General features: G+C 40.6%; 19 protein-coding genes, 1 other RNA gene and 1 pseudogene. 8 read left to right on the forward strand and 13 right to left on the reverse strand.

Annotation, left to right across the window (positions count from 1 at the left end; genetic code table 11):
- The 3 genes and pseudogenes from OOA_RS13240 to OOA_RS13250 form a co-directional block, all read right to left on the reverse strand.
- Positions 1 to 285, reverse strand: a pseudogene (locus OOA_RS13240) (SEL1-like repeat protein); the annotation flags it as partial.
- Positions 286 to 287: 2 nt separating this feature from the next.
- Entirely contained in the window at positions 288 to 2,075 is a 1,788-nt protein-coding gene (locus tag OOA_RS13245; protein WP_008912665.1) for a phospholipase D-like domain-containing protein, read from the reverse strand.
- Entirely contained in the window at positions 2,075 to 4,804 is a 2,730-nt protein-coding gene (locus OOA_RS13250; protein ID WP_008912666.1) for a DUF2345 domain-containing protein, read from the reverse strand. The genes OOA_RS13245 and OOA_RS13250 overlap by 1 nt, the downstream gene beginning before the upstream one ends.
- Before the next feature lie 611 nt (positions 4,805 to 5,415).
- On the opposite strand from OOA_RS13250, the gene rnpB reads away from it, so the two are divergent.
- The 6 genes from rnpB (at position 5,416) to OOA_RS13275 (ending at position 9,278) form a co-directional block, all read left to right on the forward strand.
- Positions 5,416 to 5,790, forward strand: an RNA gene (gene rnpB, locus OOA_RS19800) — RNase P RNA component class A.
- A gap of 964 nt (positions 5,791 to 6,754) precedes the next feature.
- The gene (locus OOA_RS13260; RefSeq protein WP_040691471.1) at positions 6,755 to 8,014 is read left to right on the forward strand and encodes a colicin-like bacteriocin tRNase domain-containing protein; all 1,260 of its coding nucleotides are present in this window, start codon (positions 6,755 to 6,757) and stop codon (positions 8,012 to 8,014) included.
- Positions 8,015 to 8,037: 23 nt separating this feature from the next.
- A complete protein-coding gene (locus OOA_RS21290) occupies positions 8,038 to 8,505 on the forward strand; it encodes an HNH endonuclease signature motif containing protein (protein WP_336431277.1) in 468 nt (155 codons plus the stop codon).
- 2 nt (positions 8,506 to 8,507) lie between these two features.
- Positions 8,508 to 8,768, forward strand: a complete 261-nt coding sequence (locus OOA_RS13270) for a bacteriocin immunity protein (RefSeq protein WP_008912668.1) — start codon at positions 8,508 to 8,510, stop codon at positions 8,766 to 8,768.
- An 82-nt stretch (positions 8,769 to 8,850) separates the two neighbouring features.
- The gene (locus OOA_RS21295) at positions 8,851 to 9,012 is read left to right on the forward strand and encodes a hypothetical protein (protein ID WP_336431276.1); all 162 of its coding nucleotides are present in this window, start codon (positions 8,851 to 8,853) and stop codon (positions 9,010 to 9,012) included.
- Between the two features lie 2 nt (positions 9,013 to 9,014).
- Positions 9,015 to 9,278: a bacteriocin immunity protein gene (locus tag OOA_RS13275; protein ID WP_008912669.1), complete on the forward strand. Its 264-nt coding sequence runs from the start codon at positions 9,015 to 9,017 to the stop codon at positions 9,276 to 9,278.
- A 342-nt stretch (positions 9,279 to 9,620) separates the two neighbouring features.
- Here OOA_RS13275 and dagF read toward each other — a convergent pair whose 3' ends face one another.
- The 9 genes from dagF to OOA_RS13320 all read right to left on the reverse strand — a co-directional run bounded on the left by dagF (position 9,621) and on the right by OOA_RS13320 (position 17,617).
- Positions 9,621 to 10,361 carry a 2-dehydro-3-deoxy-phosphogluconate aldolase gene (gene dagF, locus OOA_RS13280; RefSeq protein WP_008912670.1) on the reverse strand — a complete coding sequence of 247 codons (741 nt, stop codon included), beginning with the start codon at positions 10,359 to 10,361 and terminating at the stop codon, positions 9,621 to 9,623.
- A 1-nt stretch (position 10,362) separates the two neighbouring features.
- On the reverse strand, positions 10,363 to 11,475 hold the full coding sequence (locus tag OOA_RS13285) for a DgaE family pyridoxal phosphate-dependent ammonia lyase (protein ID WP_008912671.1): 1,113 nt from the start codon (positions 11,473 to 11,475) through the stop codon (positions 10,363 to 10,365).
- Positions 11,459 to 12,598, reverse strand: a complete 1,140-nt coding sequence (locus OOA_RS13290; RefSeq protein WP_008912672.1) for an amidohydrolase/deacetylase family metallohydrolase — start codon at positions 12,596 to 12,598, stop codon at positions 11,459 to 11,461. Before OOA_RS13290 ends, OOA_RS13285 begins: the two co-directional genes overlap by 17 nt.
- A gap of 25 nt (positions 12,599 to 12,623) precedes the next feature.
- Entirely contained in the window at positions 12,624 to 13,274 is a 651-nt protein-coding gene (locus tag OOA_RS13295; RefSeq protein ID WP_008912673.1) for a DUF4310 family protein, read from the reverse strand.
- 2 nt (positions 13,275 to 13,276) lie between these two features.
- Positions 13,277 to 14,068, reverse strand: a complete 792-nt coding sequence (locus OOA_RS13300; protein WP_008912674.1) for a DUF4311 domain-containing protein — start codon at positions 14,066 to 14,068, stop codon at positions 13,277 to 13,279.
- Between the two features lie 27 nt (positions 14,069 to 14,095).
- Positions 14,096 to 14,392 carry a DUF4312 family protein gene (locus OOA_RS13305; RefSeq protein WP_008912675.1) on the reverse strand — a complete coding sequence of 99 codons (297 nt, stop codon included), beginning with the start codon at positions 14,390 to 14,392 and terminating at the stop codon, positions 14,096 to 14,098.
- Entirely contained in the window at positions 14,392 to 14,757 is a 366-nt protein-coding gene (locus tag OOA_RS13310; protein ID WP_008912676.1) for an SFCGS family glycine-rich protein, read from the reverse strand. Before OOA_RS13310 ends, OOA_RS13305 begins: the two co-directional genes overlap by 1 nt.
- An 18-nt stretch (positions 14,758 to 14,775) precedes the next feature.
- Positions 14,776 to 15,114: a hypothetical protein gene (locus OOA_RS13315; protein WP_008912677.1), complete on the reverse strand. Its 339-nt coding sequence runs from the start codon at positions 15,112 to 15,114 to the stop codon at positions 14,776 to 14,778.
- A gap of 565 nt (positions 15,115 to 15,679) precedes the next feature.
- Positions 15,680 to 17,617, reverse strand: coding sequence for a BglG family transcription antiterminator (locus OOA_RS13320; protein WP_008912678.1), 1,938 nt, complete (start codon positions 17,615 to 17,617; stop codon positions 15,680 to 15,682).
- A 458-nt stretch (positions 17,618 to 18,075) separates the two neighbouring features.
- Between OOA_RS13320 and OOA_RS13325 the strand changes: the two genes are divergently transcribed.
- Positions 18,076 to 18,852 (forward strand): nucleotidyltransferase domain-containing protein, encoded by a 777-nt coding sequence (locus tag OOA_RS13325; RefSeq protein ID WP_008912679.1) that lies wholly within the window; start codon positions 18,076 to 18,078, stop codon positions 18,850 to 18,852.
- 308 nt (positions 18,853 to 19,160) lie between these two features.
- Here the strand turns inward: OOA_RS13325 and OOA_RS13330 are convergent, their stop codons facing one another.
- Positions 19,161 to 19,862 (reverse strand): pirin family protein, encoded by a 702-nt coding sequence (locus OOA_RS13330; RefSeq protein WP_008912680.1) that lies wholly within the window; start codon positions 19,860 to 19,862, stop codon positions 19,161 to 19,163.
- Positions 19,863 to 20,142: 280 nt separating this feature from the next.
- Between OOA_RS13330 and OOA_RS13335 the strand changes: the two genes are divergently transcribed.
- Entirely contained in the window at positions 20,143 to 21,039 is an 897-nt protein-coding gene (locus OOA_RS13335; protein WP_008912681.1) for a LysR family transcriptional regulator, read from the forward strand.
- Positions 21,040 to 21,354: the final 315 nt, after the last annotated feature.

Genomic DNA, 21,354 nt, shown 5'->3' on the forward strand with positions numbered 1-21,354 from the left:
CAAATTTCCCATGGCTTTATAATGTTTTTTTTCAGCAGCTTGGCGATACAGTGAAGCAATACGCGCAAAATCTTTGGGGCCTTTTTGTATTTGCAGTTTTCTTGCTTGCTGAAACCAGATATCAGCTTCTGGGTCGAGTGGCGGCAACAGGCTACTTTCGTGAACACAGCTAAATTGAAATTGTTTTAAGGTGTCATTCATTTTATTTTCTTCCTTTTGTTCACATCCAGCCAATAGAGAAAAAAAGACGGCCATTAAACACACAATTATTTTTTTTAATTTCATTATTAATCCATATTTTTCCATGTTTTATTTCCATCAAAAAATTCAATTAATGACGCAACTGGAGTGGTTGGAATATCACTGTCTTGCAGTCTTTTATTTTCATCAATTATATCTGACCAATTTTTGAATTCTTTATCAAAATTATCCCCCGCCTGTTTGGTATGCATATTCCATAAATGTTGGCGAATGGGCGGAATAATATTGGTCATATCGGTATCTTGAATGGCAATATTAAATTCACTATCAAATAACATGCTGCGTAAATTCACATTGCTAGAACCTAATGTCATAAAAGTATCATCAATCATCATTACTTTACTGTGGACATACACCGATCGCCACGGGGTGGTTGAATCAGGAGATATCAATGTACAGATGTGCGACTTGATCCCCGGTATTGCACCCGCTACAACGGCATCATCCTCACCTAGCTTATGTTCTTTTCGATGATAATTAGGCACCATATCAGGGCGTTGTAATGCTTCGAGCATCTTATAAGTTTGATAGCTGCCGGCATGAATAGCGGCATCACTAGAACTGTTTGTCACAACAAAAAGGTAAAGAGGATTTTGTTCAATATCATATCCTTCCTTTACTCGCTCATTGATAGCGTCTTGCAATAGGGCAACAAAAGGTGGATAGCGAAAATATTGATTTTCAATATAAATATATTTTCTTGCTCTAACTAACGTATGTTTATAAAGCCGCAAAACATCAAATTCATTATATTGAGGCTGTGTACGGCAAATTTGAGCCATAACTTTTTTTAACGGGATCATTCCATCCACAGTGACCGCATTAATTAATCGATTGTTGATTTTTTCCATACGGTGTTCAGTGAACTTATGGTCACTTTCAGTTAATGACATTCGTTGGCTCAGTTCTGCATCGTTCCCGACGTTTTTTTCCCAAGCCTCGACAAAATTATGGTTAATGTGGGCTAAGATAGCACCACAAACACAGGATGAATTATCTTGCCATGCAGTATTACCATCTCGTCCAAGATAAGCTGGGAGTTGAGTTTCAGAATGTGAATCTTTATCCCAATACGTGGATAGCGAATTATGACCCATGACAAATCCGACAGCATCATCTGGATCCTCATAATCAACTAAAATGACTTTTTGGTGATGTGTTGGATATAAAGCTAATAATCGTCCCTGTATATAATCAATATCGCCATATTCTTTAACATGGTGGCTGGTTTGACGCTCAGTAGCTTCTTGGGCATCATTGGTCCAATTTAACTCCCTATGTTTAATAATAATATTGCCGTTTCCCCTTTTCTTGATGGTGATTTCCCAGTGCCATTGGCAATCGTATTCATAATCTTCGGGAGTTTGATAAGGTAACTGGCTACCTGAAGCGCGGTAACCGTCTGATGCATGGGCGATCATGTTTGCATAACCAAAATCCCGAGGCGCAGCTTGCCAGCCCGGAAAATTAGGATCTGCTTTATTACCACCAAGGGTATACCATACTAAAATACGTACTTTGACACCGCGACCCGCAGCCTCTTCGAGTAAATCACCCACGCGTTTTGCTTGTCCTTTGCTTCCACGGGTAAAATACATCGATGCTTGAAATCCCCATGTAATGATATCAATGCTTTTTTGTGCCTGTTCAATCGCTTTTGCAATCGTTGCAAAAGCGCGTTCTCCGTTAATTAAGGGGGCATAACCTGCTGCTACGGGTGCATATTTTCCAGTGATAAACCACTGAGGGGTGAGTATTGCACTGTTATTTTCACCTAAAACTAAATTGATTGTTTGTTCCGTTGCATCAGCCATTATTTTTCTTCCTTCTGATTATCTTTCGGTGTTCCAATCTCTAATAGTTGTTTGAAAATATCTCTATGTGTCACACCGGATAACATTTTCCCTTCCATGCCTAGTGCTGGCTTAAGTACACGGAATCCTTCTCTTGAGGACTCGTCTGCTTTAGTATTTTCTGAATCTGATTTTAAAAGATTGATGGTGAATTTTTCACCATCCACAAGCTCAACGCGATATTTTTCGATGGTGACATCATGTTCAATATGGATGTTACCGTTTTCATCTGTCTGTCCTTTGGTGAGTAACGCCTCATTGGCATACAAGGTATACGGCTCAAAAGCACGACTTTTCATTGGGCTTTGCGGTGAGGAACTGAGTTGAAAGCGCAAGGTTTGCTTTGGCATGGATTGTGGAAATTGTGGATGGGTGATATCCATCGATTCAGGGCCAACCACCACCCAGTTGGTGGCTTTGACGGTTTGATTGCCGGGGCTGCCGTATTCAATTTGTCCGCCTTTTAATCGTATATAAGCGCCGCCACAGGTGAGTAATAGCTCATCTTTTGCGGCAACAATCGTTTTTCCACCAGTACTGGTGACGGTTAAATCTTTGAGTGAGGTTAAATGCATTTCATCACTTTGCGCTTGAACTTCGACTTTACCTTTTGCTGCAAACGCTTTGATACCCGTACTTTGAGCAAACAAGCTAATCGCTTTGCCTGCCGCTAAGGTGATTTTTTTACCGACAGAGATATCGGCCTGTTTTTGAGCGGTGAGGGTGATGTTTTCACCGCTATTGGCTTGCACTGTTTTTGGCGAGGTCAGCGCAATGCCTGCGGGGGCACTTAGCAGCATCGCCGCTTGCTGTAACTCGTTGATGGACTGCGTTAATAACGTTTGCTGTGCGTTTAAATCTGCCAGTTCAGCTTTTGCAACGTCAGCGGCTTCACATAACGCGCTGACTAAGTTTAGGGCGTCGTCTAATTGTTGACGTGCTTCGCGCATATCGAGCTGTTCAGAAGCGGCTTTCGAGCGTAAATCGGTACTGATAAACAACCCTTTACCCGCACGGATCGCGCCCCAGCTATCGGTACGCAACTCAAACCCATCACCGCGTTTTTCACGGCCTTGATTGACTAAGTGCCCTAAATTGAGTTGTGACTTACCACCATACTCGGTACTCAGTTTGATGTGCTCCTGATCGCGCTTATCTTCCATCCGCAATTTATTGTTAGTTGGAGTGCGAATGACATTGCGGGTGCTATTTCTATCGGTGACGTGATCAGGGCGATAGGAGTCATGTAAGGCATGCGCAATATACGGCCTATCCGGATCGCCCTCGTGAAAGGCTATTGCGACTTCAGTGCCTTGGATTAGCGGGAAGTGCATCCCGTAGTTATCCCCTGCGTATGGCTTGGCAAGGCGCACGGGCATGCTTTCGTACCCTTTTTCTTTATCATCGCGATCGGCATCGAATTTCACCCAATAGAAACCGTGTTGGTTTTGGTTGGCGTAAATATCGTGATCTTTGATACTGGTCACACGCGCCATTAAGGTGCCAACTACCACAGGACGAGGCTTGAGTACAGGCCGCCAGCACAGGCTTTCGGTGTAAGGGGCAGCATCAAAATGGATTATCAGCGCCGTAGCGCGGCTGCCTGAAAAACGTAAGCGAGTGATTAAAATCTCGGATTGAAAATCCGTCGGCAAGGTTGACGGCACATTGTTATCAACTATCCGCAACACCATTAACGGTGTTAATGCCACCGCATTGCTTTTTCCTCGCAGTTGAATTTGACGAGAGAGAAAACGTTCATGATCGAGGCGTGCCCAAAAATGACCCGATTCGACTTCGGGTTGGTACTTATTTCCCCGTTCGAGATGACGGGCGCGATAGTGATAAACCTCGCCGTAATTGATGTTGTCTCTATCCCCATGGGTGATATCGGTTTCAGCGGATAGCAAAATTTGCATGGCTTCACGGTGATTATAGTCCCCGGTGGTGACACTTTTCTCGACCACCTGATGACGCAAAGACAGCCCCCATACCGTCTCAACCCCATTATCATTCATGCCAGATGGGCTATTGAGTGGCAATCGCAGGTCATAGACATAGCCGCGTTGACTATCCGCGAAATAGATCACTTCCGTTTTGGTATCAGGCTGCAACCGGAAATAGTAAAAAATTCCTAACTCACTGAGCAGGCGTTCAATAAATTGCCAATCGCTTTCATTGATTTGGTTGATTTGCTCACGTTTGGGGTAATTCAGCTGCAATTTAAACTCGAATTCCCAACCGTGCAGTTTGTGCTCACGGAGAACATGTTCAATCACATCGGGCACAGACTGATTGATAAAAAAGCGGTGAGAGCGAATTTGATGACGCAACAATGCCACAAAGGGTTCAATCACCACGTGGTATTGGGCTTCATCCGCGGAGCCGGAAATGCGTTTAAAATCGGTGATGACGCCATGAATTTGTTTTTGGGGTTCAGGCAAAGAGGCTAGAGCGGCTAATGGGGTGGTCGGAGAGGAAAAGGAAAAATGGGCGTTGCGACGTAAAAACTGTTGAGGCTGTAAATTGCGTTGAGGTGAGGTGAAGGTGATTTGGTAACGATAAGTTTCGCTAACTGCCTCACGTCCGATGAAGTGTTCAACATCCAGCTCTTCGTGACAATCTTGTATTTTTAAATGGTAACGATTGTGAGAGTAAACGAATTGTTTCGCTGTATCCATCAGACTCATCGTGCCTTCCTTTTCGGGTTGCGTTATGGCAACCGTCTCATGAAAAACGCGTAGACCACTAACGCAAATGCAAAATATTTACCTTAGGCTAATGTAAGTCCATTGATAAAAGCAAATTAATAAGTGAATAAATTTGATTTGAATGAGGTAATAGAGAATTATCCTAATTTAGCTTAATATTGTTTTGTTGCAGGTTTAAAGAGTAAAAAACGGTGATTGTCTTTTTTGAGGGTTTATGGGTCGCAGATAGGTGTTCTACTTGGGTTTTAATGAATTTTATGTCGCGAAGGTAGATAGATAATATTTAATAAAGAAAAATCAAAAAATGCTTGAATTGATAAATCATCATCATGACTTTATGCTCTTTTGGTAAGTTCATGCATCAAACATAATTAATGGATCCCAGATCTATATACAATCGTCTATTTTTAAATATACTGCCTAGACGCACCATATTTAAAGCAGCTGGTTGTTGTATTCGCTCAGCGGCTCGGCTCATAAACGTTTACTTATACTTATTAGACTATCTTCTCTCCTTATCGATATGCAATTCGCATTTTTTAACGAATAAAGCCTATACAAAACAGGGCAAAGTGCCTATAATCCGCGGCGGAGTTGGCCAGACAACCGCTGCTTTATCGTAGTCCCTTCGGGAGACGGGTAGAGGGGAGGAAAGTCCGGGCTCCATAGGGCAGGGTGCCAGATAACGTCTGGGAGGCGCGAGCCTACGACAAGTGCAACAGAGAGCAAACCGCCGATGGCCTGTTTTACAGGCACAGGTAAGGGTGAAAGGGTGCGGTAAGAGCGCACCGCGCGACTGGCAACAGTTCGTGGCATGGTAAACTCCACCCGGAGCAAGACCAAATAGGGGTTCATATGGTGCGGCCCGCATTGAACTCGGGTAGGTTGCTGGAGCCAGTGCGCAAGTGCTGGCCTAGATGAATGGTTGTCCACGACAGAACCCGGCTTATCGGCCAACTCCAATTTTTTTCGTCATACTTCAAGTTGTGACCGCGTTGGCTTCACTCTGCCGCGCTAGTCACATACTTATTTTTTCGTCATACTTCAAGTTGTGTCCGCGTTGGCTTCACTCTGCCACCCTAGTCACATACTTATGTATGCTCCTAGGGATGTCCTCGCTTTGCCGCCTTGCCACAACTCGAATTATTTAGAAAAAATCCCAATTCAATGTAATATTTCATAACGCGAATTATTCAGAAAAAATACCAACGCAATGAAACATTTCACCACTCGAATTATTTAGAAAAAATCCCAATGCAATGAAATATTTTAAAGTTTTTTTGTACTGGACTCTTGGGTATTATTTCGATTGCCTGAATTTAATGGTTAACCGCTAATCATGTCTATTCCATGAGAAAAAACAGAAATAAATTAAAAATTTTTCATTTTCAAAAATGAAAAAATACTTCACTCACTCAGTTCGATTGATCAACTCTTCACAAAAACGCAAAAAGTTGCGTTCCTGTTCACCATTTTTATAAATTCGATTACATAATCATAGCCATCATTTTAGTTGTTATGTTCTAGATCTAACGGCTAATCAAATATTGTTAAGGATGAACCAGAAAGGAATTAAAACCCTTCTAAACTTTCAGATAGAGTGTGTTTGCTGCTTAAAATCGTTCTGAGACGTTCTTAATATATCTTACGGCTGTTTTGAAAAGTGACATTTCTAAATTACTAAAAAGTAACACCAATATAGTATTGTCACTCTTTTTATAAATATCCATAACGTTGTTAATTATTTAATTACTTAATTACTTAATTATTTAATTACTTAATTACTTAATTACTTAATTACTTAATTTTAAAGGTTAATTTTTTAATTGGTTTTTTTGACTTATTTATATGTTGGGTTTATATTTTTTTTGCGCTGTATTTTTATACAGCGCTGTTAAACGGAATTTTAATTAAAAAAAGGAATCTTTTATGGGAGTACATGCTTCAGATGGCTCAGGGTGGAGTTCAGAGAATGACCCGTTCGGTGGGAATGATAATAGTGGAAAAGGAACCGGTCCGGAAGGTAATGGGAATGGTGGTAACTCAGGAGGCGGTGGGAACAACTCACCGGTAAATTTTAGCAAAACGCCTGAAAAACAATCAGTAGCAGCAGTTTCATTGATGACAATACCTGCTCAAATAGCGATAATTGAGGGAACGTGGGGGATTACGATCAATACTACTGCGCTTACATCTCCTTTTGCTCGTTTGGCTGGATTATTGGAGAGTAGCTTACCTATTGCGGGTCGTTTAACTGCTGTCGGTGCTTTAATTTCACCTACCCCAATTGCTTTAGATACAATTGATCCCGCTTTTCGGGAGCACCAACAACAACTAGCTAACTTAGTCGCGAGTCAGAAGTTACAAAGCCAAACGTATTCATTAACGGCTCTTCCTGTCAGTATCGTGACAGATACGCCGATTAAAGATATTTCTCGCCAAAAATCAGTGTCGGCTAAGGTTGTGGTAGAACAAGTTGTTTCGCCTGAAAAGAATAAAGTTACGCCGGCAATGACTAAAAATCCTCAGCAAGTCAATGTGGTGCAAGCTAAAAAAACTGGGCGACCAGGCGTGTATTCTGTCGAAATTGCACCAGGCAAACCAGCATTACAGATTGGATTGAGTGATAAAAAACCGAGCACATCGTTTAAAACCCCGTCTTATGACAATGTTAAACCAGAATCAGTTATTCCGAGTACAACTTCTGAAACATATCAGGGGATTGTTGATTTCGGTGGTGACCATGCCCCTATTTATATTTCAATATCAAAAAATCTGACCGCAGAAGAGGAAAAAAAACAAGCTGAAACGGCGAAAATTGATTGGGAAATTCATAATCCAATTGAAGCGGCTCAACTGGAATTGGATGTTGCAAGGAAAGAGTTGGCCGAGGCTGAAAAAAATTACAATCTTGCAGATAGTGAACAAAAGAAAGCGGCTAAAGATTTTCAGGTGGCTTCTCAGATTGATTACCTGAAAGAGAAGAAGGAATTAATTAGTGTAACGGCTGAGCTAAAAAAATGGCAAAAAATAGTAGAGGATGCCGTAAACATAGGTGAGGGGATGAACCCTCAAGGGTCAGGACGAGGTGCCTTTTTAATAGGGCAGCAACAGCTTAGTAAATTGTACCTATTTATAATGAGAAAAAAGAAAAGGTTACTCGTTATGAGCAAACACAAAGTAAGTTAAATGAGACCAATAAAAAGCTTGGGATTGCGCTAGAGCAAAAGAAAAAAGCGGAAGGTAAAAAGAAAAAAGCTCAAGATAAGAAAGAAAAGGAAAATAAGCGTAAAAAGCCGGGAACAGCGACAGGTAAAGGTAAAAAGGTCGGCGATAAATGGCTTAATGATGCCGGCAAAGACAATGGTGTTCCGATCCCTGAACAGGTGGCGAATAAGTTACGGGGCAAGAAATTTAATAACTTTGATACATTTAGAAAATCTATCTGGAAAGAAATATCTAAATTTCCTGAGCTAATCAAAAATTTAAAACCAAATAATAGGACAAACGTATCTAAAGGTAACTCGCCTTTTGTTAGGAAAGAAGATCAAGTTGGAGGAAGAAAGGTAAATGAATTACATCATGACACCCCGATTAGTGAAGGTGGTGAAGTTTATGACATGGATAATTTGAGAATCACAACCCCTAAACGACACATTGACATTCATAGAGGTAAATAATAATGGAATTAAGAAATAATATTAGTGAGTATACAGAATCTGAATTTTTGGAGTTTTTAACAATTATTTGTAATGCAGATACAGAGAATGAGGCAGAACAAATAAAATTTGTATCTCATTTTGAAAAAATAACTGAGCATCCTAAAGGAAGTGATCTCATTTATTTCCCTAATGATGGAGATGATGATTCACCTGCAGGAATTTTAAAAATAGTAAAGGATTGGCGAGCTAAAAACGGTAAACCAGGATTTAAAAAGGGTTAAGTATTTTGTTAATGGATTAACATAGTCAGCGAATATCAATAACTCATGCATGAGTTATTGATATTCAACAGCACAAGGAGTTGTGCATGAAAAAAAGAAATTTAGTGTATTTGTTGCGTCTTATTTTGTCTGTTTTATTGGCTGCTTGTCAAAACCAATTAATGAGAGTGGTGAAGTATATCATATGGATAATATTCGAATTGTTACACCAAAACGACATATTGATATTCATAGAGGAAAATAAATATGAAGCTAAAAAATAGTATTAGTGATTATACAGAGTCAGAGTTTATTGATTTTATAAATAAAATAGATAAAGAAAATGTTGCTGAGACAGATGATAAATTAGATATCTTATTAAATCATTTTGAAAAAATAACAGAGCACCCTGCTGGTACAGATTTACTTTATTATGCGCAATCTGACGCTGATAGCACTCCTGACGCCATTACTAAAATTGTTAAAGAATGGCGAGCTAAAAACGGTAAGCCGGGATTTAAAAAGGGTTAAGTATCTTGTTAGTGGATTAACATAGTCAGCGAACATCAATAACTCATGGAAGCGTTGTTGATGTTCAACAGCACAAGGAGCGTGCATGAAAAAAAGCAATTTAGTGTATTTGTTATTAGGCCTTATGTTGTCAGTTTGCCAAGTTAGTTATGTGTGAGACGTCTCTGGCGGTAGTGTAAATACTAGTTCGCCAATGTTATCGGCAATCAAACAACAGTTAAATAATAACAAAATAGTACCATAGCGAAATAAATACGCTTGACCCAATATAGAGTTCAAGCGTATTTCATTGACTGAAAAAAACGTCTCAGCAAATGAAGTGCCCCATAAAGTTGGACACTTTTAATTAACCGCTTTCTTAACCATCGACAGCAATTGGCGTACATCTTCTGGGCGTGTATCACCGGTTTGTTTATCAATAATCGAGCTATAAATATGTGGGATGATTTTTTTAACCCCTGCATCGAGCGCTATTTGTAATATTTGCGGGAAGTTCTCTAAATCAATTCCGCCAGTAGGTTCAAGAGAGAAATCAAACTTAGCGCAAGCCTGTGCAACGGCTTTATATTCATCGAGATAAGTCAGCCCTTTCATATTAAAGAACTTAATCGAGCTCGCTCCCATATCTTTCAGCATCATGATCGCGGTTTCAACTGGGACAATGCCATCTGGTGATTGGGAACTTAAAGGCCCTGTGGATACTTTAACCATTCCTACAGTGCCACTTGGTGAAACAAGTGCATTAACAAATGTCTCGTTCTGACCCAATAGCGCACGGCTAATAGGGGCGCCAGTGAATACTTGGTTAACGTGCTGTGGTTGGATGACTTTAGAAATCAATGAAACCATCGTCGATTGATTTGGGTCACCAGCTCCAAGCCCAACAGATAATGCATTCTCTGTTTCTTGTGCATAGATGCGCATGTCGGCAATTGCGCTGTCTAAATCAGGATAATTTTTTGATAAAACGCCAACTACGATAAAGCTTTCAGCCGCTTTGTAGATATCTTTCGCATTTTGATGGCTACCCGCTAATACATTCAAACAAACACGCTCATGGTAAAAATTTGGTGATAATTTCATCTTAAATTCCTTTAACTAACAAACGGATATGTTCAGCAATCACATTCAGTTGTTCATTGCTGACACTGCGAATATCCGCTTCTACTTTGCCTTCATTTGCTTTGTATTCACGAAAATAAATGGCGGTATCCCCTTGCTTTAACTCATGCATGATTTGATACGTGGTTTTGCCAATCATTTTTTCATCAAAGCTAATTTCAGCACGTGCGATATCACGTCCAGCAGAATCCCAAACAACACGAGCAGAAATCGCAGGAATAGCGTTGAGCTCTTCAATAAAGCCGCTCATGCGATCCACCATTTCAGCACCTGTTTCTTTGGTTGCTGTTAAATATTGTTCGATAGCAAGCGCTAATCCTAAAATACCTTCTTTGCCCACTTTCATCGCACGGCCAATACCTTGGCTCTGGCGTTTAACCCACTCAACATAGGTTTTTTTACCGATAACTAATCCGCTGGTGGGACCTTCTATTGCTTTCGCACCACTATAAATAACCAAATCAGCGCCAGCTTGATAATAACTAGTCAAGTCTTCTTCTGCCGCAGCATCAACAATCAATGGCACATTATGTTGGCGAGCAACCGCTGCCGCTTCACTCACGCTCAGCATACTTTTTTGTACACTATGATGAGACTTAATATAGATAATTGCGGCAGTTTGTGATGTGATTTTTGCAGAAAGTTGCGCTGCAGAGCACTCGTTCGCAAAGCCCGCTTCAATAACCTTACCGCCACCGAGGGTCACCATGGTATCAACGGGGGCACCAAAGTTGACGTTATGACCTTTTGGTAGCACGATTTCACGTGGAATAACCTTGGATGATGAATGTAAATTCAGCAGTAAATCGTCATCGTCACGCACAATGACCGCTGCAACGGCTTGCGCAATACCGGCGGAAGCACAAGAAACTACAACGGCGTCTTCAACATTCAATAAATGGGCAATATAAGCACCCGTCTTATTCACTAAATCTTTAATTTCAAAGTAGTGATTTAGTCCGTATGTCACACGTTCAACCACTTCAGGTGTTGGTGTTGAAACACCAAGTGCAGTCATGCGCCCTGAAGCGTTAATTACATGTTTAAGCTGATATTTTTCATAAATCGATTGCATGTTCGGATTCGCCTTCTGCATGAATAATATGTTTTCCACCGATAATCGCTGCGATAGGAACGAAACGATGAGTCCCGGTACGCTGCTCGCCTTCCGCATCCGTCAGCTCAGTGCGCTCTTCTTTTAAATTAAATAACGTGATATCAGCATCAAAGCCGGGTTTCAGATAACCTTTAGCGGGAAGCGCTAATAAATCAGCCGCTTTCTCAGTCACGCAGCGTAAGATTTTTTCTGCACTAAATCCCATACAGAGGAATTTTGTCATTACAAATGCAAGGCTATACACAGGGCCATTGACGCGATTACGATGATAGATATCGGAGCTGATAATGTCAGGATAAGTGCCAATCCGCATGGCCTGTTCCGCGACGTTGAAACTAAAACTTTCACCACCATGTCCGACATCTAAGATCACACCGCGAGCCAGAGCGCGGGCAATTGACGGTTTTAAATTGCCATCGTTATCAAGAATTCGGTTTGGTTTACCATTGAAACAATGGGTAATAATATCACCACGAGTGAGAAGGTCGGCAATCTCATCAATGTTCGGTGGGTTATTGCCGATATGCACCATTAATGGCAGTCGGTGTTTTTTCTGCATCTGTTTCGCTTTTATCAGTGGCGCAATTCCATTATCACCCACCACACTCTTACTCATTCTTGCTTTCATGCCAACGATAAAACCTTCATGCCGCTCAATGGCCTGTTGGAAGCAAGTTTCGTCGATATTATTCATATCAGACAGCTCATTTTGCGCAATAATACCGATACGTGAGATATTCAATAATGAAAACACATTGGTTTGTGATTTTTGCGTTAATTGATAAAACTTGTCGATATCATCTGCACCGACGCTACCTGCATCAACCAGTGAGGTGACTCCGCCTGCAGCGCCTGCTAAGTCGGGGTCATCGAAGTAGATAGGTGATTCAACAAAACAGTGAGCGTGCGAATCAATCCATCCTGCACTTACGTAGACATCCCCTTTCAGGTCAATCCATTTTTCAGCTTGTTGGTTGCAGGCCAACTCCGGGCCTGCTGCTTCGATTTTTCCATCTTTGATAAGAATATCGATTAATGTGCCATCGATACGTTTACCCTGTTTGATGATTAAAGAGTACATAATTACCTTCTTTGTTATCTTGTGGTTAGGCGGCGAGAGGGAAGAAATATCCGAACAGCATCGCACCTAAAATTGCGCCACCAGCAACGGGTTTTTGCCACACATAGAAAATCAATGCACCAATCAGTGAACCAATACCAATTGGAATAGATGCAGCCATTGCAGCAAGAATAATTAACGGACCTAAGAAGCGACCGGATGTATTACCTGCGCCCATCATAACGTCCGCACCAAATGTTGAGTTGGCTTGAGCAATCGTAAATTTACGCGCAAATAGAATGATGAAGCCGATCATTAAGCCAAGGACTAACCCAGTGATTAGTGAGACCCAGAAGTTAGTGACTAAAATATCCCAGCCCGCAGCGAGAAATAGAGCAGGAACACCAAGGCCGACACCGGTTTGTAATGCACCACCAATATCTAAAATACCGACCAATGAGCCTTCAATAATTCGAGCAAACAAGAAGCTGGCACCGAATGCCGCAACTGCGCCATAAACACCGGTATCCAATCCGGCTTTTAGCATGGCAACGAAAGCAACTTCGTTAAATGCCCCGAATCCGTAGACCACATACATGTGGGTACCTGCGAAGATCCCCGATGAAAGCAGGCCAACAAAGATTGGGAAGGACCACTCTGCGTACCAAAAGTCTTCTTTATTGATTTCAGTTGTCATGATTATTTCCCGCTCAGCAGCCCGTGGACATATTCAAGCCACAAAGGTTTATCTAGATTGAAGGAGGTGATCATCTTCAGGTCGAATTCACGGAAGAAACCACTCAGAACAAACAGTAATACAACGGCAATCATCATTGTCCGTGTGATTCGGTTCCAGCCATTATCATCGACACCTTTACCGATCAGAATACCGAGAACGAGTCCTGGGATTGCGTTACCCATGATCAGCTGTGCACAGCCGCCGAAAAGTGTTGCCCAGAAGCCTGAGCGACGGCCGGCATCCATTGCAGCTAACCAGAAAATGACTGGCATGACAGTGTTAACCAACAGGTTTGCTGCGGGAACCAGCACGTTAATCGCGGTGGTTTGCAATGCTGGCGGTACCGCGGAAGCGGTGGTATTTAAGAATGCGACGACAGCAGCGCCAATAACGGTACATGCAATCGCCATTTTTTTCGGATTATGCAGCGTTTCTGCAACATTACGATTTCTAGACAGTAGTGCAGCCGCACCCCAGTTAGGAATAATGCGATGGTCAACATCTTGTGTGAATGCACCAGCAGCAACAGATGATGCCCATGCATTGAAGAAGAACCCTAAACCGAATGAAAAGTGAGATGCGGGATCCCCTTCACATGCATTAAGTTCGCCGAGTGTACGGAATGCTCCCATCCCTTGAACTGTAGGAGCGTGGAACATACGAGCAGCACCAGCACCAAGGCCAAAGCCACAAAGGCCGCCAATGATCAGGGACATGCCCAATATTTCTAAGAAAGATGCAGTTTCACTCATGGAAATGCCTCCAGACCTGAATTGTTTTTATTGTTCTGTGAATGGTATTTCGTTGACAGAAAGTAAGGTGACATCTAGCGAAACGTCGAGTACTACACGAAAATGTTCGCGTTTGCGGGGCAGAAAGACGAAAAGAAATTTTTCTGTTCGCGATTGCGAATGTGCACTCACAACGGCAACATCCTTAGGTTCGATTCGCAGGATAATGTCATTGCTCTCTTTCAACACAGTGCGTTGAATAGAATTCAGGGCATCAGCAATCGCTTTTTGTTTGCTATCGCCTTGACCGGAAACCCGCACAACCGTTTCGATAGATTTTTTCATTACGCGCCGCCGTATTTTTTGATGTAAGCTTTCACTAAACGCTCGCCTAATTCTTCTTTATCCATAAAGCCAAAACCTAATACAGTACAACCATCTGCAATTGCGGTCTCGCCTTCTTCGATAGAACGCATACCGTAACGTGCTTTGTAGCCGTATTTGGTTTGTGCGGTAATAGCGCCAGCACCGCCGCTACCACAAAAAGAGATACCCAAATTGGCTTGCTCTGCATTCATCACATCACCAAGCTTCATATCAGCGGCGACACCTGGAACAACAATGGCTTTACCTCCAGCAGTTTCAACACCGACTGCTACTTTTTGTCCTTTTCCTAAACGATCTCCGATAGCGACAACAACTTGTTTCATAGTGATATTCTCCAAAAATTAATCATTAGAACGGATAACTTCAAAGTGAACCGAGAGTAAAAATGTCTCTTCAGGAGCCAATCCTGGAAGGGTATCGACCACACGTTGTGACAATGCAATCGAATGTGTTGATATTTCATCAAACAAACTGATATCAACTTCCGGTAAAGCTTCCCCCGTTTTTGCTCTAGCAACCATGGCCCTAAGATGAGACTCCAACATCTGTTGTTGTACATCTGTGGTGTAGCAATTTTCTTGTTTAAGCCAACTACTAATGACTTCTAGTAGCTCCTGTGTGACTTCATTGATGTCGAGGTTATTTTCAGACATCTTGAAAATGACAACTGATTTACTCATAACTATTTAAAATCCAAGATAATAATGCAATTAAACTTCTTTGTTACGTCATGATGAATACCTTAATCGGTTCTGTAGTACTTGTGCAGACATTGAATTTCCACTTGGAAGTGGAAATAAATTGGAAGCCGGTAAGCGTATTTTTTGGTGGATATTTGCTCTAATTGGAAAATAAATGGAAAAGTAAGCATTTAAAGAGTATTGAAAATGAGCTGTCTGAAATAGATTATGTATAAAATTTATTTAAATTCAGTTCATTAAAGATTATTTGGCGATTGTGGAAATCACAAAAATTAAGTGGCAACGAAGTGGAAATTAAAAAATGTAAAATAACAACGAAGCACATTAATCATTTCCACTTATCGCGTTAGGAGTAACGATGAGCTGTTTTGTTTACAAATAAAATGATGAAATTGCGGTAATGATCACGCAAAAAAGTGTTATAACCGCTTTTCCAAAAGGAAGTGGAAATTGAGGAAACTTTAATCAAGAAACGATATCAAAAAAATACCCTCAGCATCTCTTCAATGAAGTACAGATACAGAGGGTTTGTATTTATTCTAAACTATAAAATTCGCGCTAAGCTATCTTTAGCGATCACTTGGAATTCATTGAAATTTTTGACAGTTACCAGCCTGCGAGTTGTTTTCTCTTTGACAAACGTGACAAACAAGTCATAGATAGCCATGGCTTCTTCATAGTCAGCTTTGCTAATGGCCAGTAAGAAAACTACGTAGGCATTTTCTTTTGTTTCTTTATTCCATTCAATGCCTTTAGGGGCAACTACAGTTACAACAACTGTTTTATTGGCGAGCAAGCCAAGTGAATGGGGGAGGGCAATTCCTTCCCCTAGTAAGGTGGAAACGATAGATTCTCGTTCTTGTAACGAGGGGTGAAAATCCCCAGTAACATAGCCGTCTTGCTGTAATTTTTGGCAAACAGTTTGAAATAGTTCCTCTTGGCTGATCTTTTCATTGATCACCATAAAATAGCGTTCATCAAAAAAGCGTTCAATAATATAGGGTCGAGTTTGATCTATCATCGCTAGCCGCCCTACTTGTTCTAATTGATAGGGGGTTGGGAAAGGTGCGATTTTAATCACTGGCTTATTTTTCTCAGAAATACGCACTGTGGTGATGACAAAGTCTTCTTCAATTTCATCTAAAGATTCATATTCTTGTAAGGTCAGCCCTCGACTAAATTTGAGTTGCGGAAATTCACGCATGATTTTCGATTCCACGACACGAAAGGTCGAGTTACCAGCATCAGTAACGACAAGCACTTCTGTTTGGCGAATTGAGCTAGCACCATAATTTCTTTCTAAGCTCACCCCAATATGCACAGCTAGATAGCCGAGCTCATCCTCATTGATTGGATGGGGAAGTAGCTGTTTACTGGCGCTGGTTAGTGCACTTAAGGTGACATCATAGGCAAAGGGATAGTATTGTTTAATGTCACTTAGCAATGGATTTGGCGTAATAATATGATATTGAAGCCGTGTGATAAGTGCGGCAATGTGTGTGTTGAGATCTTTTTTAAGCTTCTCATCATTACGTAAGTCATAATTATATAATTCGTTAATATAATTAAGAATATATTCAACAAGCTCGCCGTGATTGCCAATTCTTTGTTGGGCTGTATCAAGGTTACTGATGCGTTGTGCGATGATTTGATCGTGCAAATAGCTAAATTCAGCAGCTGAAAGATCACTGCCAAGGAAATAAATTAACCCTTTAGAGACTTCATCACAGGCTTTACGAAGTGTCTCTTCACTATCGTGATTCTTTACAATGGAGGTCAGCTCGTGACCGCGTGTAATCCGTAGAATAGTCACTGCACAATTAAATACTAGATACAGGTGCCCTTCGTTGCTTAGACGAACATCGAAGCGATTCATACTATTATGAAGAACTTTATCAATGTAAGTTAAGTCTAGATTATCTAAACAATCAGGTTGGAATGCCGATAGGTTATGGTTGATTTGTTGGGAAAAACGGCGCCACAATGTTTCGGTCATACAAGCTCGAATTGCCCACTCACTGCCATTTAGGCGGATCCCTTGGTGAGGTATACTTTCTAACAAGATTTGATATTTTTGTAGGTGCTCTCTGACGGTACCCATATCTTGCTGCAGTGTTCCACGACTAATAAACCACTCTTCTGCAATATCATCTAGTTTAACAGGTAAAGAGAGCATCAAGAGTTTCAATAGCAAAGCATCAATGCGATCTTTGCTAGTACGAGGAATACTATTTTCCTCTTCATTTTGTTGTGTGAATTTGGAAAATAGGGCCTCATCATCGATTTTTAAGCGATAACCACGGTTACGCTCATAAACGATATGAGCACTGAAATTTTGTATTAACTCATTAATCTCATTTATATCAGAACGTATAGTCCGTGTTGAAACGGAAAAACGTTTTGCGAGTTGTTCCTGAGGGACTACCTCATCGAGAATACTGGCAAAAATTTGATTGAGTCGCTGTTGAGTAAATAAAGCCACGGAAACACCTTTAAACTAAAAACAAAAAGCATGATGACCAATATATGAGCTAGACATAACATAATTCGAGTGATATTTCGGCAAGCAACGGCGCTGTCTCAGTGAGAAAAACTAGAGTCAGGAAAAACAGGCCAATTCGTAGCGTCGAGCATGGCACACTATTGATAATAGTCGAGATACAACTTGAAGTATGGCAAGTGTAACGGCATATTTTGGCTGATTAATGGCTGGACTCTATCACAAGCTTCTCAATGTATAGGGCATATCAAATCATAAATTTGAGAATCTCTTCGCAAAAATAGGCGTATTTTTGCGAAATAACTCAAAGCGTGAGTGAGCTAGCTCGAAAATAATTTGCAAGTCATAGAAAGAATAGCGAGGAATGCACCTAAACTTATTCAAATAACATGCAGCCGATAATGCAGCCACTCAATTAATTTAAGGCAAAAAGGGAGTTTATGACTCTAAATTCAACTAAATTTATCAAAACGCTACCTTCTGGTCAGTTTCAATCCGAGTTCCAGAAGGTGATCAATGATGTTGAAAACAGTTTAGTATTAGCACTAGGCAGTCAACTTCACAGCGTGTATTTGTACGGTAGTGTTGCAAAAGGTTGTGCCACTGCGGGTATTTCAGATTTAGATGTTTGTGTGATCTTAACGGAGAAACCAGATAGCCATTTAATTAATATTATTGCTGATATACGCAAAGTCATTATGTCCAGTCATAAAGTTGTCAGTAAGGTTGACTTTGATATTGGATCCCTATCAGAAGTATTAGATCCTGAAAAATTGTACAGTTGGGGGTATTGGTTAAAGCATCACTGTCGGTGTATTTTTGGTGATGATCTCGCTTGTCGATTCAATCTTTTTAAACCATCAAAAGCGATTGCTATCGCAGTTAATGGTGATTTTATCGAAGCGATCGATGGATATGTTCACTCATTAAGCAACATTAGTGATGAAATTGAGCGTAAGCAATTACAAAGATCTGCGGCTAGGAAACTGATCCGTTCGACTAATCTTTTAAGAGCAAATGAAGATGTGGATTGGCCTGAGGCTCTTGAGGAGTATGTTGTCAAGTTTTCTGCACAATATCCAATGCGAGAAAACGAAATCAGATATTTTTTATCACAAAGTCATATGCCTACAGACGGTTTAGAGGCTTTTATAAAGCGATTGAATAATTTTACCAAATGGTTAGTTACGGAGGTTAAATCTGACTCATATCATTAAATGGCTCTATTTTTGTTAGGAAATATTGATCATCTAGAGGCAATTTTTGTTCACAATAAAGGTCTTTGGGACGAGGTGAGCGGGTTGCAGCCTATAGATATAGGTAAAATACCTTTCAACGTAGGATAAAAACAAGTGTAACGCTTTCTAATTGAATCCGTATAGCAGCCTTTGTTTAGAATAAAATGGCGATAAGTTGAATTTAATTTCTTTTGATACTGATTTTTTCAGTAAAAATCAGCATCACAGATCAATCGCCACTAGCGATTAGGTCTGAGTTGCAAAGCAATTTATTTTGCCTTGTGTACTCACTCACCAATATCAATTAGCAAAGCACGTATTGCTTTTGCTGATGAGATGGTTAACTCGCTTTCATCTTGGATAAATACACCATCATTGCAGTCCATCTTTATAAGATTACCATTCTTGGTAGTAATGTCTGCTCCACCATGAATCGACTGTAAATAAGCATTTTTTCCTTTAAGCTTAATGTGTTGGGTGTTTTCTGGCGTGATATTTAGCTGCGTTATCCAAATTTGTTGACGCAGTTGGATGCTACTATTTTCCCCATTTGGTGAGGCAACCAGCATATTACTCTCTGCTGGCAACGCGATTTTTTGTGCTGGATAGTATTCTTGCTGCGGACAAGCATTTAACCATAATTGCAAACGGGTTAATGGCTTATCTGGGCAGAGATTGTGTTCGCTGTAACTTAAGTCAGGACGTGGTGAAAAACGAATACATTCGCCTTCACTAATATTGATTTTATTACCTAAGCTATCTCGATATTCAGCACTACCTTGCAATACAATATTAAGAATATCTACATGCGGATAAGTTTTTGGTTGAAAAGCATTTTCTGGTGCTATGATTTCTTGATTTAGCACTCGTAATGTTTTGTATCCCATAAAGTCAGGATCAAAATAATGGCCGAAGGAAAATGCGTAACGTGCTTGTAACCAACCATAATCGGCCTTACCGCAGTGGTTAACTTGTCTCAATGTCATCATAGTGGTGACTCCTTCTTAGAACAGAAAACATATACTTGCTTGATTTTTGGTTAGGGCTAGCTGCTTACCCTAATACAGCCTATTGTTAGCATTACTGTATTTACTTATGCTATTTAGCTTTTCTATAGAAATAGCTTCACTTGCCATCTACAGACACGTTAATTATTTTGGATATGTACAGCGATAGATAAATTTATCCCCTTATCATAAATAGCTGGACGTTGAATTGTTAGCCAGTTAATCTGTTTGCATTATTCAAATTTCCTGAAAGAGATACTTCATGAGTAAAGAGAGAGCATTAACACTTGAATCATTAAGGGTGATGGATGCAATCGACCGACGTGGTAGTTTTGCTGCGGCAGCTGATGAGCTAGGTCGAGTGCCATCGGCATTAAGCTATACCATGCAAAAATTAGAAGAAGAGTTAGATGTTATTCTGTTCGATCGTTCAGGACATAGAACCAAATTTACTAATGTCGGTAGGATGTTATTAGATAGAGGAAGAGTGCTGCTGGAAGCAGCTGATAAACTAACCTCTGATGCAGAGGCATTAGCCAAGGGTTGGGAAACTCATCTCACAATTGTTTGTGAAGCACTAATCCCAGCTTATAATTTGTTCCCTTTAGTCGAAAAATTAGCTACAAAATCAGAAACGCAGCTTTCAATATTAACGGAAGTTCTCGCTGGGGCTTGGGAACGATTAGAAAGTGGTAAAGCTGATATTGTTATCGCACCTGATATGCATTTTCGCACATCATCTGAAATTAATTCTAAATCTTTATACAGCATTAATCATATTTATGTGGCTAGTCCCAATCATCCCATTCATCAAGAGCCTGAACCGCTTTCAGATGTAACTCGAGTAAAGTATCGAGGTATTGCGGTGGCTGATACTGCTCGTGAGCGTCCGGTGATTACCGTGCAGCTATTAGATAAACAGCAAAGATTAACAGTTTCATCGATTGAAGATAAACGAAATGCTTTACTTGCAGGCCTTGGTGTTGCAACTATGCCATACCCATTAATAGAGAAAGATATTCGTGAAGGGCGTTTGCGTGTAGTGAGTGCCGAATATACTCATGAAACTAATATTATTATGGCTTGGCGTCGAGATAGTATGGGAGAAGCTAAATCTTGGTGTTTGAGAGAGATCCCTAAGCTATTTATGAATCGATAAATTCCCGTCATCCTTCGCACTATAGGCACGTTAGTTCCTCTTAGCTACCCAAGCCACATACTAATTTGTGTTCCTTGGGATAGCTTTGTTTGCCGACATTCCCGTCATCCTTCGCACTATAGGCACGTTAGTTCCTCTTAGCTACCCAAGCCACATACTAATTTGTGTTCCTTGGGATAGCTTTGTTTGCCGACATTCCCATCATCCTCCGCACTATAAGTGCGTTAGCTTCTCTTAGCGACCTTCCTCTAGTACGAATGATTTAGGGAATGTTATTTAGATGATTTTATTTTCATCTTAATTTTTTTTAATTAG

This window comes from Providencia burhodogranariea DSM 19968 (assembly GCF_000314855.2).
Classification (GTDB): domain Bacteria; phylum Pseudomonadota; class Gammaproteobacteria; order Enterobacterales; family Enterobacteriaceae; genus Providencia; species Providencia burhodogranariea.